Below are 16,806 nucleotides of genomic sequence, written 5' to 3'. Positions count from 1 at the left end.
CGGCGACCGTTGAGCCTGCAAACAATTTCACCAAATTCATTCTGGAAAACTCCCTCATTGCAGCGAATGAATTGAGGCTTATAAAACATGACTTGTTGAATCAAGTTTTATGTTTTAGAGCTTTTCCAAAGAGTTAGAGTTTCGCGAGCGCCTGATGAACGAGTTGAAGAGCAATTATTCCATCCGCGATGAAATCCGCGACTACTGGTCGGAAAGAGCCGGAACCTTCGATCAGAGCGTCGGCCACGAGATTTTTTCGGATGCCGAAAGACGAGGCTGGCAGCGACTTATTCGAAAGCATCTCGGCGAAGGCCAGGGACGCCGCGCCCTGGACCTTGCCTGCGGAACGGCGGTGATCTCGCATCTGTTGCATGACCTCGGCTTCTCGGTCACGGGCCTGGATTGGTCCGATACCATGCTCGCTCTCGCGCGCGCCAAGGCGGAAAGCCGCAAGGCCGATATACGGTTCATCACGGGAGACGCGGAAAACACGCTGGAGCAACCTGGAGCCTATGACGTGATCACAAACCGGCATCTGGTCTGGACGCTGGTCGATCCGCCGGCAGCGTTTCGCGAATGGTTCTCGCTGCTCAAGCCCGGCGGCAAGGTTCTGATCGTCGACGGGAATATGGGCAAGGTTACCTGGGTGAAGGGTTTGCAGGCGTTCTGGGCCCGCACGACCGGCAAGGAGGCCTCCGGGCCGCTGAGCGCAGATATGGCAGAGCGGCTCCGCGATATCAGGACGCGGGTTTATTTCTCCGGCCAAATGCCGGCCAGCGCGGTGGCCGGACTGCTGGAGGAAGCAGGCTTCGAAAACATCGTCATCGACCGCAAGCTTACCGATATCCACTGGGCACAGGCCCGCAAGATGCCTTTCATGCGCGGTCTCGACCGAATGTTCCAGGAACGCTTCGCCATCTGCGCCGAGAAGCCAAACCGATAGGAACGAGCCGCTGCCGGCTCTCGCCGCGCTGATCGGAAAAAGAGGCTGAGAGTTGCAGCCAACGCGGTCTTCAAGAAGAATTCCTGCGGCAAACGGCCCTAGCGCATCGACCTTGTTGCATGCACTCGACTCGAACCATTTGCGGCCCGCAAAGCGAGCACGATGTTGACGCCCAAGTCAAAAGAAAGCGACTTACCCGTAAACAGAGCATCACGAGCCGTTTAGCAGACAGAACGGTCGCACAAACGCCATGTCCATCTCGAAGTTCACAAGCGGAATGACGATTTGTCAGGCGCTACGCTCCAAAATCAAACTGGCGGCTTGCCGACTCAATTGCTTTGTCCCTCCGGGACCAAGCTGGTGTTTGGGCACGAGCATTTTTCGCGGATGAAACGCCTGGAAAAGGGGTCGCTGGTCCGAGTCCCTTCAAAACCTGATACAGATAACCAGCTTGGCCGCAGTCATTTGGGATGCCCGCAAGGCGCAAATCGCGGTGGAAATGCGTGTAGACTTCTGCAGACACTGTTGCAAGCAATCATTGCTAGAGAGCCAAGCCCAACATAAAAATAGAATTTCTTTGTTGGCCGGCCCGAACAGAAATCGGACCGGCCAGACCAGGCTGATGGGGCCCGGTTATGCGGGGCGCGGCGCCGACGGGCCGAGGCCGATGGAGCAAAGCCAGTTCAATACCACTTCGCGGGCAACATGCTTGTTGTCGACCTGGCAGTGCTCCAGTCCACCGAGGCGACGATCCTCGATCGGGAAAAACGTCTTGTTGCTGGAGCCGGCCTGTTCGAAATTCGTCAGGGCCTGCTTGAGCGGATTGGGCTGCACCAGGGCCTCTTCCGCGCCGTGAACGACCAGGAGCGGGCATTCGATCTGGTGCAGGACGCCCTCAAGATCATAGGCAAAGCGGGGATTGTTGGCGAAATCCTCCAGGCTTTCTGCACCGAGGATTCGCAGTCCATGGGCGGCAAGGCTCGGCGGCATCCATTTGAGCATGGCCGGCCAGTCGAACTTGTGGGTGCCGCCATCCGAGACGACGGCGGCGATGCGCTGGTCGAAGGCGGCGAAGCGCAGGGAATCGTAGCCGGAGAAGCTCTCTCCGAACACGATGATCCTGTCTGGATCCACCTCCGGCCGCGTGAGAAGGAAATCGATCGCCCTGGAATGAAAAGCCTCGCTGTCGGCGCGGCGGGTCTTGCCCTTCTCGTAAAGCGAAAGCCCCGTCCCCGGCTGATCATAAACGAAGAAATTGTAGCCGCTGGCGATGAAGGCCGGGCCGAGATTGAAATAATTCTCCGTGGAGTGTTCTTCGCCGCCGTTCAGGGCAAACAGCGTCGGTTTCGGCTCCTTTATCCAGTGCGGCGAGAAGAAATAGCCGTCAAGCAGAACATCCTCATAGGGGACCTGCACCTTTTCGGGCCTGACATTGAAATATTGTCCAGCGGCTTCGAAAAGCTCCTGCGACTTGCGGATCATGCGCAGCTTCTCCGTCTCGTCGTCCTTCACCATGAATTCCGCGGTTCTGATGTAATTGCAGGCGCGCGCATAGGCATCGCGCGCGGAGAGCCAGTTTCCGGCTGCCTCGGCCTCCCGGCCATGCCGTTCCACAGCCTCCGCGGTGGCACGCCACTCCCTGACCCATGTCTCGTCGATCGCGGGGTCGATCCTCTTGCACGCCTCGAAGATCTCCGTGACATCAGCGAAGCCGAGCGAGGCAAGGCCGAGGATCTTGGTGACCTGGAATGACTTTCCGTAATTTTGGGGCCAGTGGCTGAATTCAATAGTCATCGTATCTGCTCCTTAAGCAACAGCCTGGGTTTTCTCAGAGACCGGCCCGGTGTGGGTGCCGTTCTGTCCGGCACGGGAGCCATGGGGAGGTCTTTGCGAAAACACTCCTTGCATAAAAGTGCGTATCACGCAAGTTTGCTTAAATAGTAATATTGCTATATGTGCAATTTTATGGGAGAAAGCATGCGAAACCTTCAGGAGTTGTGTCTCATGCCAAAACCGGCAATCTTGATTTCAGGGTCCAGCATTGCAGGTCCAGCCGCAGCATTCTGGCTCGTGCGGGCCGGGTTCGACGTGACAGTCGTCGAACAGGCCAGCGCGCTGCGCCAGGGCGGCAACGGCGTCGACATTCGCGCCGAGGCTCTGGCGGTCATCGACCGCATGGGTCTTGACGCGGCGGTGCGGGAACGGGCCGTTCACGTTGAGGGCCTTCGCTTCGTTGATGCGCGCGACCGGCAGCGGGCGCGGATCGCTACAGCAGGGCTGGAGAAAATGGTTGGGTCGGAAGATGTCGAGATCACCCGCGGTGACTTGTCGGCGCTGCTTTACCGGGCCACCCATGCGGATGTGGCGTATATTTTCAACGATGCGGTGGCAGCGCTTGCGCAGGATGAACAGGGCGTCGATGTGACGTTTCACAGCGGTGCGCAGAGGCGCTTCGATCTTGTCATCGGGGCGGATGGTTTGCATTCGGCAATCCGTCGGATCGTCTTCGGCCCGGAGGAAAGCTTCGTGGAGTTCTGCCAGCATTATTTTGCCTCCGTGGCCGCCGATATGGATATCGGCGAACCTGGCTGGACCACCTTTTTCAATGAGCCGGGCCGCTCCGCGGCCGTATACCGCGCCGGCGCAGGGGAGGGGCAGATCACCTTCATGTTCCGGAGCGAGCGGCCGCTTGCCTACCACCATCGCGACGTCGCGGCACAGCGCCGCCTGCTGCGCGAAGCCTTCGCCGGCATGGAATGGCATGTGCCTTCCCTGCTCGATGCTGCGGACAATGCCGAGAACTTCTATTTTGATGCCCTGGCCCAGACCAAGATGTCGTCCTGGTCGCATGGCCGCGTGGTGCTGGTGGGCGACGCGGCCTATTGCGCGTCTCCGGCCTCTGGCGCCGGCGCACTGCTGGCGCTGACCGGCGCCTACCGGCTTGCGGGAGAACTGGCAGAGGGCGGTATTTCCGCCTCCACTCTGGCGCGATACGAGGCGGCGCAGCGTCCTCTGGTCCAGCTGAAACAATCGCAACTGTTCACCGGCATTACCGTTCCGCGGACGCGAGCCGGAATTCTTGCGCGCAATCTGTTCCTGTCATCGCCGTTGACGGGCGTCTTGTCGCGCTGGAAATCCGACAGTGCAGACGTCCTTCGCACATACACTTTCTCTTCGGCCCGGGTATAATCAGCGGCATGAACACTGGTATTCCCCCCATCGGACTGCGCGAGCGCAAGAAGCGCGCCCTGCGCGCCAAACTCAGCGATGTCGCCCTTCGCCTTGCGCTCGAACGCGGCGTCTCGCACGTGCGTATCGAGGATATCGCCGCCGAGGCGGATGTTTCCCCGCGTACGTTCAACAATTACTTTCCGAGCAAGGAAGCCGCAATTGTCGGAAGCGCGACGATACGAGCCGAGCAACTGTGCGAAATCCTGAGCAGCCAGCCCGACGGGCTTGCCCTTCATGACGCCCTTCGTTCTACGGTGGTCGCGCTCTTCGAGGAAGAGCCCGACCGCGACTGGATCGCGCGCGCGCGTCTCATCCGTGCGGAGCCTTCGCTCTTCGCCGAGGCGGCCAAGGCTGATAGGTCGATCGAACAGGAAATCGCCTCGGAAATTGGCCGACGGGCGGGGGTCGATCCCGCGACGCACCTGGCGCCACGTCTCGCCGCTGCGGTGGTGATTGCCGCCATTCACGCAGCTGTCGAATTATGGCTCGACCGCGATGAAGGCTCGCTGAGTGATATGGTCAGGCAGGTCATGGTACAGTTCCGTGTTGAAGACATCGCCACCGAGTAGGATTGGGACTTCCAGGTTGAGATCAAGCCGATTGGTGTGACAGGCAGCGAGGCGAAGGCTATAAAAGGTGGGAACTCGTTACGGGGTCGAGCTTTGCCTGCCCAAGCTATAAACCGCTGCGTTTCGCTTCCAGATTGCTTCTGAACCGCCTTTAAACGCGATATGTGGAAGCAGCGGGCCGTCTCTGGAATATAGCGCGGCGCAGGGGGCGAGCGTCCGGCAAGACCGAACCGCTGACTGGGAGAAAAAATGCGATCAATCTTGGCGGCCTTTTTGATGATGACTGGGGCAGTTGTCACGGGCGCTTCGGCCGCCGAGCCGACGCAAAGCGCCGGAGTATCGACGGGCGAACAGACCATTCTGGACTGCACGCCTGACGCCAACGTGGACAGTTTCTGGCGGGCCGGCGTGGTGGCGGAAAAGCGCGGGGATGCGCAGGCGGCGCTTGCTGCGTATGAAGCGTCATGCAGCGCGGGCTTTCAGGTGGGCGGCTGTTATGAGGCCGGCAAGATCTATTTCCTGAACGTCGCGCTTCGCGACTATGAAGCCGCGCAGGAGAGGATGGAAAGGGTGTGCGGCTCCGACGATGTCGGGATCGGTCCCTATGCCTGCAAATATCTGGGCATCATCTATCGCAACGGCCTCACTGGAGAGCCGCGGATCGATCGGGCCTTTGCGGAGCTTTCGCGCGCATGCTTCCTGCACAATCCCGCGCCGTTCATCGACGGAGACGGGTGCAAAATTCTCGCCGACAGCATTCCCAACGCGGACGAGATGGGCGTGGACGAAGAAATATGGCAGCCCGAGTATATCGCCTATTTGGCCTTCGCGATGGGCTGCAGCGACGACATGCCGGTGCTGTGCGACCGGGCGCTGGAAATCCACAGAAGGGCGGTCGCGCAATCCGCGCGCTGGCTCGGCCGTTGTGCAGAGGACGTCGAGGCCGTGGGATTTGCGGGACAATGCGAGGACCTGAGCCGGGCAGCCTCCGTCGCCGACTATGACCAGCGCCAGGCGTTCCGCCGCCGCCTCGTGAGCATGTACCATCGCGCCACCGAATTCGCGGGATAGCGCGTGAGGGAAGCAGCGGATTGCCTGCGACAGGTTTGCGGGCAAATTGAAACGGGATCTCTCGCTTTTGCTCGACGCGTGAGCGATCGACAGCCAGGCCACCCCAGCGAACGATCGCGGCGCTGGACGGTAAGTATGCAAGGCAAGCACTCATGAAAATACTCTCCCTGTTGTTCGGCATCCTGCTCCTCATCGGAACATTCGTGTGGTTCTCCTATTTCGTGCCCCTGGGCTGCGGGATGAACCCCACCGGATGCCATGAGGAGTTCAGCGTCTGGAGCCAGATCGGCCTCATCCATTTCTGGGTACCGATGGCCGTGGCGGTAGCGGCCATAATTTATGGAATCAGGCGCTCACCTCCTCCTGATATTCCGACATGTTGATCGTGGTCAGGAACTGCTCGCCGCCGAAAAGCTGGCGCGCGATCTCAAGCGCCGTTTCTGTTTTGCCGACGCCGGATGGGGGAAGAGATGGCGACGATATCGCGGATCACCGTCTGTCATAGCCGTCATTCGGACATCAAGTGCCACATTCCGTTGACTTGACCATGCCATCTTGGGAGTTGCTTCACTGGTCGCAGGATGGCACAACCTTGGATTTGTGAACGCTCGATGAACGGGATGCCCAAATCGCGAGAAAAAGTTTGTGTTTCTCGTCTAAATTGAGGTTTACGACCGGCGACTAGATTGTGTAGAAGCATCATGACATCCTATGAGAGTGGTTATTGATGATGCTGATGCGTTACCTTTTTGTGGTGAGTCTGGTCTGCGGGATAGCGGACATAGCTCATGCAGACACCGATGGCGGAATAAAGAAGCTTGAGGCCGGTGATATCCGAGGCGCTGTCGAGGCCTTTGAAAGCGCATATGAAACCGGAGATCCGGATGGTGCGTTCTATATCGGTCGTCTTTTTGAGATGGGCCTTGGTACGGATCAGGATATGCGCCGGGCCGCTGCGCTTTATGCCGTCGCATCCGAAAAGGGAAGCCTTAAGGCACAGAACAGGCTCGGCCTCATGTATCTCAATGGGACCTTTGTTCTGCAGGATTATGCCCGCGCGGCAGAATTGATTTGCCAGGCCGCCGAGGGTGGATACCCCAATGGGTTGTTCAATTGCGGGTTGCTTTATGCAGAGGGTAAGGGCGTCGATCAGGACCCGATCAAGGCCGCGGGCTATTGGCAGGAAGCGGCCGCAGACGGTCATGTTGCGGCAATCAACTATCTGGCGATGGCCTACCGCGATGGCGAGGGCGTGGCTGCCGATCCGGAAGAAGCGTTCCGGCAGTTTTCGATAACGGCCGCGGCGGGCAATCCGCTCGGCCTGCTGGAGGTCGCGCGCGCCTATGAAGCCGGCGCCGGCGTCGAGCCGGATATCGCTTTGGCCTATGCCTATGCCAATCTGGCCGCTGTTCGCGGCCTCGATGAAGCGCGGCTTCTGCGCGATAGGCTGGAAACGCGCATGGACCCGCAGTCTCTCGAAACAGCGCAGGCCTTTTCCCGCACCTGGAAGGCTGTTCCCATCGGTTCAGCGGGATAAGCACGATGCAGCGTTTTTTACTGGTGACAGGCGCGGTGTGCCTGTCACTACTCCCCAGAGTTGTTTTCTCGCAAGAGGGCAAACCTCCTCAGGTTGAATCCTTTGGTGATTGGGAGCTGATTTGCGCCACAGCGGGCGATCACACGTGCCAGATGGCGCAGAGCGCGGCTGCGGGCGAGGGGGATCCGGTTTTCCTGCTGAGCATTGCGCCGGCGAAAGACGGAGCGACCGACTATGCGGTGGCCAGCGCGCCGCTGGGCGTCTATCTGGCGAACGGCATCGAAATCCGCATCGACGGCGGGCATCCCTTCAAGGTTCTTTATGAAGTCTGCGACCGGGAGAGCTGCCATGCGGGTTTCCGGCTTTCAGGCGCTGTCCTCTCGGCCTTCCGCAAGGGGCTCGACGCCGGTTTCCGGGTCTGGACGGCAAAGGACCGGGCGGTCGATTTCGACATGTCTCTCCGAGGCTTTTCCGCGGCTTATGCCGAATATCGCGCGAAGGTGACCGGATGAGCCGGCTTGTTGTCCTTGTTTTCGGGGTCCTGGCCTTCATGGGGGCGCCATTGGCCCTGGCTGATGGGCTGGAGGATGGACGCCGGGCCTTTGCCGCGGGCGATCATTCCGCTGCGCGCGGATATTTTGCGGAAGCTTTCGAGGACGGCAATGCCGAAGCCGGTTTCCTTCTGGCACGCATGCTGGAAGGCGTACTGGGCGGCGCGGCGGATGAAAAGGCCGCGCTTGCGCTTTACCGAAAGACTGCCGAGGCGTCGTTTGCGCCCGCGCTCAATCGCATGGGGCTGGTCTACTGGCGCGGCGAAGCCGGTGTTGCGCGCGACCCGCAAGCGGCGGCTGTGTTCTTTGAACATGCGGCTGTGCAGGGCGACGCCAATGCGGCGTTCAATCTGGGCAAGCTCTATCTGGAGGGCGATGGCGTCGAAAAAGACCGCACCCGGGCGGCAACCCTGTTTCGCGTGGCTGCGGAGGACGATCACGTGCTTGCGCTCAACACGCTTGGCGGCATGGCGCGTGACCATGGTCAGCGCCAGCAGGAGCGGCGCTATTTCGAGCGCTCGGCGGCGCTTGGCAATGCGGTCGGTCTTTTCGAGATGGCAAGGATCACACTGCGCGACGCGACGCAGGAAACGCATGATAGCGTGCGCATCGATGCCCACGCCTATCTGAACCTTGCCGCCGCGCGCGGTCATCCCGGTGCGGGCGAGGCGTTGCAGGCGCTGACGGCGACGATGGATGCCGACGATATCGCGCGGGCGCAAGAAAAGGCCCGCAACTTCCGCGGCACGCGCGAAAGTCAGGGGGGCTGAGGCGATGCGGCAAAGGGGGACCCTTTTTCTTTCCGCCGTTCTGGCCGGCATCGCCGGTACAGACATTCCGGCATCCGCCCAGTCATTTCCCGGGACCGATGGCGCGGCGCGGGCCGTCGAGCGGGAAAACCGTGCCTTCGGCGAGTCCCAGGACGAACGGCGCATGCGGCAATCGGACCGCGCGCCGGCAAGCGGGCAACCGGAGACCACGCCGGCACAGGCATCGCCCGCGCCCGGAGGCCCCTGCTTCCAGATCAGAAGCATCATCCTGCAGGGTTTCGAAGCCTTCTCCGAAAAACCCGAAGGCTATGACAGGCTGGTGGGGACCTGCGCCACCGCCGCCGATATCGCCGGCAGCCTGAATACGATAAACGAATACTACCGCGCCGAGGGCTACATCACCACCAGAGCCTATGTGCCCGAGCAGGATGTCGCCGACGGGTCGCTGGAGATCACCATCGTGCCGGGCCGGCTGGAAGGTTATGTCTATGCCGATGGCCGTCAGGCCGACAACCGGATCCGAGCGGCCTTTCCGGGCAGTCGCGGCGATCTGCTGTCGCTGCGCGAACTCGAACAGGGTCTCGACAATATCAACGGCCCGCGTTCGGCAAGGGCGACGTTCGAACTGATCCCCGGCGAGGAGGCCGGCGGCTCCTTCGTTCAGGTCAAGCTCGAGGAGACCAAGCCCTGGTATTTCGAATTCGGCATCAACAATGACGGCTATGATTCCACCGGCGAAGCCGAAGCCGGCATCAGTTTCGGTTATGACAATCTTTTCGGCCTGAACGACCAGCTCAATATCGAAGCCAGTTCGACGCTTCTGGAAGACCGGTCGCAGAAATACGCGGATTCTTTTGCGGTGAGCTGGTCCGTGCCCTATCGCAACTGGCTGTTCTCGATCGACGGCGGCGCCAGCCCCTATTTCTTCGTGGTCCCCGGGATCAACGAATCCTATCCGCTGGAAGGCGAGTCTTACTATGTCTCGGCCGATGCCGAGCGGCTCCTGGCGCGCGGCCAGAGTTTTCGCCTTTACGGTTATGGCGGATTGAAGCTTACGCGCACGCGCACCTTTATCGACAGCTACGAAATCGAAACCCAGCGGCGGCATCTGACCATCGGCTCGCTCGGCCTGCGCGGCGATGTCCGCTATGTCGAGGACCGGATGGACTGGGAGCTAGGCATGGTTTTCGGCGTCGACGCGCTCGACGCCTATGTCTTCGACAAGAGCATTGTCGATCCGAATTTCGCGTTGATCGAGGGCGAATTCAATTACCGGCATGAATTCGGCGACAGCGGGGTTGCCTATATCGGCCAACTGGTCGGCCAGTACTCCAGCGACGTGCTGCCGGGCATCGAGCAGTTCTCGATCGGAAGCTGGTCGACGGTGCGCGGTTTCCACGACGACAGCATGTATGGCGATAGCGGCTTTTACCTGCGCAACACGCTGGAATGGAACGCCTATGAGAACGACAGCTTCTCCGTCGCGCTCAATGCCGGGCTCGATGCGGGCTATGTCGCGCCCTCGACCCTGCGCCAGTGGTCGCAAAACTATCTGGTTGGCGCCAGCCTGGGCGCCGACTTCGCCTTTGGCGATCATGTCACGGCAAGGCTTGCCGTAGGCCAGGCGCTCAGCCGGCCGGACACGAATCCCCCCAATGCCGAACCCGCCTTCGAGGCGGCAAGAACCGTGTTCTACGCGGACATGAACGTGAGATTCTGACCTGAAAGGCCGGTCTTCCGGCGCCGAGGAATGTTTGTGATGACCAAATTTCTTGCAAAAGCCCTCTCCTGGATATTGGCCGGCGTTCTTACGCTGCAGCCGGTTCTCCTTTATGCGCAGGACATTCAGGTCATCGGCCCTGACAACGGACCGCGGCCGCATCTCGACCGGGCCTATAACGGTACCCCTGTTTTGAATATCGGCACGCCGAACGGCGCCGGCGTCTCCCACGACACCTATACCCGCTTTTCGGCCGACGACCTGATCCTCAACAACTCGGCGACCAATGTCGACACGCTGCTTGGCGGCTGGATCGAAGGCAATCCGAACCTCAGGCCCGGTCGGGAAGCCGGACTTTGGATCGGCGAGGTCATTGGCGGATCGCGCACCGAACTGAACGGCATCCTGGAAGTCGGCGGCCGGAAAATGGATGTCATTCTCGCCAATGAATATGGCGTGACATGCGACGGCTGCGGCTTCATCAACACCGACCGGGCCACGCTGACCACCGGCAAGCCGATCTTTTCCGGCAATGGCGGGCTTGAAGGCTTCGATGTCCGCAAGGGCAGCGTGCTGATCGGAGCCGGTGGCCTCAATCCCGAAGACCGGCTTTCGCTCTCGGATACGGCGCGCGTCGACCTGATTGCCCGCGCCGCCGAAATCTACGGCAAGATGCGCGCCGACAGCCTGAATGTGATCGCCGGCGCCAACCGGGTCGATTACGACTGGTCATACGATCCCGAAACCGGCGAGATCCACGGCGTCACGGAGCAGGCGGGCGAGGGCACCGCTCCGGCGCTGGCAGTCGATGTGGCCGCACTCGGCGGCATGTATGCCAATGCGATCAGCATGGTCGCGACCGAAAACGGCGTCGGCGTGCGTTTGAACGGCAAGCTCGCATCGGCCGGCAATATCGGGCTGCGGTCCGACGGCCGGCTGACGCTGGGCGCGCCGCAAGGCGGGCATGTCCCGGAAATCAAGGCGAAGAAGAAGATCCAGATCCGCAATCGCGGGCCTGTTCTTCTGGAAGGCGCGATTACATCCGAGGACGGCAATCTGATCGATATCAGAACCTCCGAAGGGGCGCTGACCTTCAACGGCGAGGCGTCGGGCGGCGCGGTGGTTCTGGAAAGCGCCGGCCTTGCCAGCATCGCCGCGGCCATCGATGCGCGTAACAGCCTGGAGATTCGCTCTCTCAATGACGGCGTTTCGGTGGCCGAAAAGGCCGTGTTGTCGGGTTCGAACGTTTCCGTGTCGGCCGCCCAGTCCGCGGAGATCAATGGCCGGATCAGCGCGACGGGCGATTTGCGGATTGCCGCGCGTGGCGCAAGCACGGGTGTCCGGTCGGAACTCGTCGCCGAAAACATCTCCATAGGCGTTGCCGAAAGTCTCGTCCTCAATGGCAAGGCGCAGGCCGCTGACACGCTCAATCTTGCCGCCGGGCAGAAGATGTCCATGGGACCGCAATCGCTGCTGTCGGCGCGGTCACTGGCGATCGCCAGCGATACGCTTGCGCTTCAAGGCGAGCTGAAAGCCGTCCAGGATATCGGCATCGATGCCCGTCTGCTCGAGGCGACGGAGACGAGCCGGTTCGAAGCCGCAGCGCTGAATGTGACGGCGCGGGAGTATGGCCTGATAAACGGCCTGGCCGATATCGGCGGTCCGGTGACCATTGTCGCCGGCCAGTTCACCTTTGGCGACGACGCGGAGATCTTTGCCCAAAGTCTCGATGTCGACAGCGTCGGCGCCGCCAAGCTTGGCGGCCGGTTCGGCATAAATGGTCCGATGACGGTCGATGCCGCAACCATCGCGGGGACCGACGCGCTGCGGCTTTCCGCCGGGTCGTTGGCGCTTGCCGCCAATGACATCGCGCTTGCAGGCGACCTGTCAGCCGACGGGCTGATGGCGATCGCCGTGGCAAGCGGCTATCTCGAAACGACGGGGTCGCTAACCGCCGGCACGCTCGATATTGCCGCCGCCGGCGACATGCGCCACAGCGGTCAGATCGACGCCGGCACGGTTACGGTCACAGCGCGCGAATATGCCGGCGCAGCGGGCTCGGAAGTCTTCGGCAACGACATCACCCTCCAGGGAGGCCGCATCGCCAATCAGGGTGTCGTCAAGGCTGAAGAAACGCTTGCCCTATCCGCCCTGTATGGGGCGCTGGTAAATGACGGCAGCCTGATCGGCGGCGATGTCTCGCTCGCCGCGGCAACCGATCTCGTCAACCGCGCGGAGATCGCCGCGGCAGGTGAAGGCGTGCTGACGGCGAGGCGGGCGTTCTTCACGGCGAACGGCTCGACCCTTTCCGGCGGCGACCTCTCCATCGATGCGGTGACGGTCGACACGCGCGGCGCGATCTCCGGTTCCGGCGCGGTCACGGTGACCGCAGGCGCGGGCGGCCTTGCCAATAGCGGCGCGTTGATCGCGGATGCGCTCTCGCTCTCCTCGACGGGCGCAATCGGTAATTCCGGTTCGATCACCGGCCGCGACACGGCGACCCTGACGGCGGGATCGGATATGGACAACCTGAGCGGAGGGGCGGTCTACGGCGCGCAAATCGATCTTTCCGCCGAAAAGTTCGTCAATGCCGGTGTCGTTTCGGCCGATGACCTGCTGGCCGTTTCGGCGGGACCTGCCGGGCTGGTCAATGACATGACCCTGAAGGGCGGGCGGGTCGAGATCGACGTTTCCGGGGGTATGGATAATAACGGCGTCGTCATGGCGCTGGACGAACTGGCGCTTGATGCCGCCGGAAATTTCGCCAATCGCGGCGTGTTGATTTCCGATGCCGACATCTCCGCGACGATCGGCGGCGGTTTCGTCAACAGTGGCAAGGTCGACGCCTTGCAGACGGTTGACATGCAGGTCGGCGGGCAATTCTCGACGGGGGCTGGCTCTCAGTTTTTTGCCGACGAGATTGATGTCGCGTCCGCCAATATAGCCAATGCCGGCGTCCTCAAGGCTTCTTCCGGCCTGACCGCGACAGCGCTTTCCGGCGCGCTGGAAAATGACGGCAGCCTGGTCGGCGGCGATGTCGCGCTGACAGCCGCGACCGACGTCATCAACCGCGCCGAAATCGCCGCGTCTGCAACGGGTACGCTCAAAGCCGGACAAAGCCTGATCAATGCGACCGGCGCACTGATTTCCGGTACGAATTTCGACATCTCTGGCGTCTTGGTTGAAAACCGGGGCGCGCTGGCAGCCTCCGGCAATGTCGGCATCACCGCCGGCGCCGGCGGTTTCGTCAACCACGCCACGCTGATCGGCGACAGGGTCGACATCACGTCCGCCGCCGGCATCGACAATCGTGGCACGCTGACCGGCCATTCCTACGCCGGGCTTGCCGCCGCCACCGATTTCGACAACCGCGCCGGCGCGGCGATCTATGGAAACGAGATCGCGATCGGCGGCCGGAAGACCGTCAATAATGGTATCATTGCTGCCGGTGACAGGCTGACCGCGTCTGCCAGAGACGGCGGGCTGGTCAATTACGCGACGCTGAAGGGGCAAAATCTTCGGCTGGAATCGACGAGCGATATCGGCAATGCGGGCACCGTTTCGGCTGGCCGGCAACTTGTGGCGGATGCTGCCGGCACGATCACCAATGTCGCGGCGCTGATTTCGGGCGGCGATCTGGCGCTTTACGCCGACAATATCCTCAACAACAGCGGCGTCATCTGGGCCAATGGCGATGTCACGCTCGCCGGTGACGAAGGGCTGGGCTTCGCCAGTCTCGTCAGCAACCAGACGGGCCGTATCGAGGCGTTCCAGGGCGATCTGACAATCCGGGCCGATGCGGTGGTCAACCAGGGCCTTGCGCCCACCATCGCTGCAAGTCAGATCATCCGCTGGCTGGAACAGGGCGAGGCCGAGCCCACCAATCCGGTGGAGCAGATCAACAAGCTGATCGACGAGGCCTATCTCGATGGCAATGGCAACATCCTGCCCGCCTATGCCGGCGCCTATGCGGCCTTGTGGGAGGATGTGATCAATGGCGGCGGCACGCTGTCGGCTGCTGCCAGAACCATCGTCAAACCCTCGGTGACGACGCCAAGCGGAACGGCGCTGCAATCCGGTTTCGCCACCCTTTGGGAAAACATGTATTCGCGGGCCAATGCCGATGGCACGCCCGACCCGGCCGCGCTCGTCAAATCCATGGTCGATCCGGCGATCTTTGCCGCCGACGGCACGGTTCTGCCCGAACATGCCCGCGCCTATGCCGATCTCTGGCTCACGCTCGCCTCCGGCGGCACCAGCGTGAGCGACAGCGTCAAGGCCATTCTCAACCCGGAAAACGCGCTCACTGTCGAAAGCCAGACGACGGATCCGGCGACAGGCGAACTGGTCACCGTCTATTCCAACGCCCTGCTTGCGGATACGACCGACGTCTGGACGGCGATGAACGCCGGCGACGGCGCCAGCTACGACATTCTGAAAATCCTCTATCAGGACCGGTTCAACGATGACGGCACGCTCGCCGAATTCGTCGCCGGCGGCTCAATCGATATCCAGGCGAAAGACGTCTCCAACGTCTATGCCAACATGTCGGCGGGACAGAATATCGCGATTTCCGCCGACCAGGTCACCAACAAGGCGCTGGGCGCCACCCAGCTTCTCGTCGAGGTGCACAAGAAGCCCGACTGCTTCACCTGCCACGAAGGCGAGGTCGATTATTACGACACTTTCGGCGGCCGCATCGAGGCGGTCGGCAATGTCGCGATCAACGGCAATCTCGACAATATCACGCTGACCACGTCGGAACTGTCGCTTCAGGACGTCATCGACGAGATGAACGCCTATCTTGCCGAGCAGCGCGCCGCCGGCGACCCGCTGATGAATGGCATTCCGGATGTTTCGGAAAAAAACCTCGAACTCCACGACAAGCGCAACGACGATTACACCGCTCCGGTTGAAGGGAATGGCGACGACATCCGCAAGGTGGAAGGCCGCGACACCGGCTCCGAAACCACGGTCGACACCGGTGCAGGCACGCCGGACGTGGATCCGCTCGACCCCGACAACTATCAGTCGGGCGCCGATCGTGACGGCGTCGATACCGGCACGGGCACGCCGGTTGTCATCCCAGTCGATCCGGGCAAATACGCCTCCAGCGCCAACACCGTCGATCGCGGCGGGCCGTCGGGTTCCGGCGGCGGGACGGGGACGCTTGCGCCATCCATTCCTGGCCTGACGCCGACCAAATCGGTCAATGAACTGCTCGCCCAGGGCATCAACACGCTGGCCGAAACCAATCCGGAATTCACCGAATTCTCCAACTACATCACATCCAACTACATGATGGATGTCGATCGGCTGCAATACCGCGATGAGCTGATCAACCATAACAGGGAGCCCAGCGCGGAAGCCGCGCGCGCCAATGGCGGACCCTATGGCAATCCCGACCTCGATTATCTCGACCGTCCCGTCTCCATTCCCGCGCCGGACGGCTCCGGCATGCGCACGGTCTATCCCGGCGCGTGGCAGAACTCGCTTTCCGGGGAGGGCGCGCTGATCGCCGGTGAAAACGTCACCGTTTCGGGCGGCACGATCAACACCGAAGGCCGCATTGCCGCGCGCGACAGCGTGGCGCTGACGGCCCGGACCATCAACGCCACCGGAGGCGCGATCACGGCCGAGACCGGCGAAGCCGCGCTGACGGCGCTTGGCGATATCACGCTCGACGGCACGAAGATCGACGCCAACACGCTCTCCGTGGTCGCCGGACGCGATTTCACCGGCACGGCGGTCGATATCGATGTCGCCGATGCGGCCAGCATCTTCGCCGGCGGCAATGTGAAGATCGGCGCCAGGGAAACCGAATACCACTTCGACCGCGGCGGCGCCGGCACGCTCGATGCCGTCCAGCAGGAAACCTCGGTTCTGACGGCGGGCGGGGATCTTTCGATCATCACCTCCGGCGATCTCGAACTGGCCGGTCTTGAAGGCGTTGTCGGCGGCGATACCAGCCTGTCGGCCGGCGGCGACCTGCTGTTGACCAGCGTTGCCGAAACCGCGGAAATCCATTCGGGCTCCGGCAAGAACGGCAGGGACATCACCTCCTACCGCTCGCATGTCACAAGCCTTGAGACCGGCGGCGATTTCACCGCCAATGCCGGCGGCTCGGCGCTTCTGGAAGGCACGCAGATCGATGCCGGCGGCAATGCGCAGCTGGCGGCCGGCGGCGATGTGGTTCTGGCCGCCGCCCAGGACATCTACACCTATGAGGAGCGCAAGTCGAAGAAGGGCTTCTTCTCCTCCAAAAGCTCGTCCTACACAAAGGAACAGGTCACCAACGAGGGCGCGTCGATTGCCGCCGGCGGCAATCTCGACATCATCGCCGAAAAGGGCAATCTGACGGCGGCGGGCGCGTCGCTGCAAACGGCTGACGGCGATATCAGCCTCACGGCGAAA

The 16,806-nt window shown here is 61.7% G+C and carries 11 protein-coding genes and 1 pseudogene; 10 read left to right on the top strand and 2 right to left on the bottom strand.

Annotation, left to right across the window (positions count from 1 at the left end; genetic code table 11):
* Positions 1 to 154: 154 nt before the first annotated feature.
* Positions 155 to 943, top strand: a complete 789-nt coding sequence (locus tag B4E36_RS04335) for a class I SAM-dependent methyltransferase (RefSeq protein WP_292058636.1) — start codon at positions 155 to 157, stop codon at positions 941 to 943.
* A gap of 633 nt (positions 944 to 1,576) precedes the next feature.
* Here the strand turns inward: B4E36_RS04335 and B4E36_RS04330 are convergent.
* Positions 1,577 to 2,737, bottom strand: coding sequence for an alpha/beta hydrolase (locus B4E36_RS04330; protein WP_292058635.1), 1,161 nt, complete (start codon positions 2,735 to 2,737; stop codon positions 1,577 to 1,579).
* Positions 2,738 to 2,920: 183 nt separating this feature from the next.
* On the opposite strand from B4E36_RS04330, the gene B4E36_RS04325 reads away from it, so the two are divergent.
* The 4 genes from B4E36_RS04325 to B4E36_RS04310 all read left to right on the top strand — a co-directional run bounded on the left by B4E36_RS04325 (position 2,921) and on the right by B4E36_RS04310 (position 6,197).
* On the top strand, positions 2,921 to 4,132 hold the full coding sequence (locus tag B4E36_RS04325) for an FAD-dependent monooxygenase (RefSeq protein ID WP_292058634.1): 1,212 nt from the start codon (positions 2,921 to 2,923) through the stop codon (positions 4,130 to 4,132).
* 8 nt (positions 4,133 to 4,140) lie between these two features.
* Positions 4,141 to 4,743 (top strand): TetR family transcriptional regulator, encoded by a 603-nt coding sequence (locus B4E36_RS04320; protein WP_292058633.1) that lies wholly within the window; start codon positions 4,141 to 4,143, stop codon positions 4,741 to 4,743.
* Positions 4,744 to 5,004: 261 nt separating this feature from the next.
* Complete coding sequence (locus B4E36_RS04315) at positions 5,005 to 5,814, top strand: hypothetical protein (protein ID WP_345900024.1); 810 nt, start codon at positions 5,005 to 5,007, stop codon at positions 5,812 to 5,814.
* 152 nt (positions 5,815 to 5,966) lie between these two features.
* A complete protein-coding gene (locus B4E36_RS04310; protein WP_292058631.1) occupies positions 5,967 to 6,197 on the top strand; it encodes a hypothetical protein in 231 nt (76 codons plus the stop codon).
* On the opposite strand, the pseudogene B4E36_RS24285 reads toward B4E36_RS04310, so the two are convergent.
* Positions 6,175 to 6,276 (bottom strand): annotated as a pseudogene (locus tag B4E36_RS24285) (hypothetical protein); the annotation flags it as partial. The gene B4E36_RS04310 and the pseudogene B4E36_RS24285 overlap by 23 nt on opposite strands.
* A gap of 265 nt (positions 6,277 to 6,541) precedes the next feature.
* Between B4E36_RS24285 and B4E36_RS04305 the strand changes: the two are divergent.
* The 5 genes from B4E36_RS04305 to B4E36_RS04285 all read left to right on the top strand — a co-directional run.
* Entirely contained in the window at positions 6,542 to 7,351 is an 810-nt protein-coding gene (locus tag B4E36_RS04305) for a tetratricopeptide repeat protein (RefSeq protein WP_345900023.1), read from the top strand.
* Positions 7,352 to 7,374: 23 nt separating this feature from the next.
* Positions 7,375 to 7,863, top strand: a complete 489-nt coding sequence (locus B4E36_RS04300) for an invasion associated locus B family protein (RefSeq protein WP_345900022.1) — start codon at positions 7,375 to 7,377, stop codon at positions 7,861 to 7,863.
* Entirely contained in the window at positions 7,860 to 8,672 is an 813-nt protein-coding gene (locus B4E36_RS04295; protein WP_292058624.1) for a tetratricopeptide repeat protein, read from the top strand. Before B4E36_RS04300 ends, B4E36_RS04295 begins: the two co-directional genes overlap by 4 nt.
* 4 nt (positions 8,673 to 8,676) lie before the next feature.
* The gene (locus B4E36_RS04290; RefSeq protein ID WP_292058622.1) at positions 8,677 to 10,392 is read left to right on the top strand and encodes a ShlB/FhaC/HecB family hemolysin secretion/activation protein; all 1,716 of its coding nucleotides are present in this window, start codon (positions 8,677 to 8,679) and stop codon (positions 10,390 to 10,392) included.
* 39 nt (positions 10,393 to 10,431) lie between these two features.
* Positions 10,432 to 16,806 (top strand): filamentous hemagglutinin N-terminal domain-containing protein (locus B4E36_RS04285; RefSeq protein ID WP_345900021.1); only part of this gene is annotated, 6,375 nt, incomplete at its 3' end.

Origin of the sequence: Martelella sp. UBA3392, assembly GCF_002358775.1 — a bacterium.
Lineage (GTDB): Bacteria > Pseudomonadota > Alphaproteobacteria > Rhizobiales > Rhizobiaceae > Martelella > Martelella mediterranea.
This window is presented reverse-complemented; position numbering and strand designations above follow the sequence as displayed.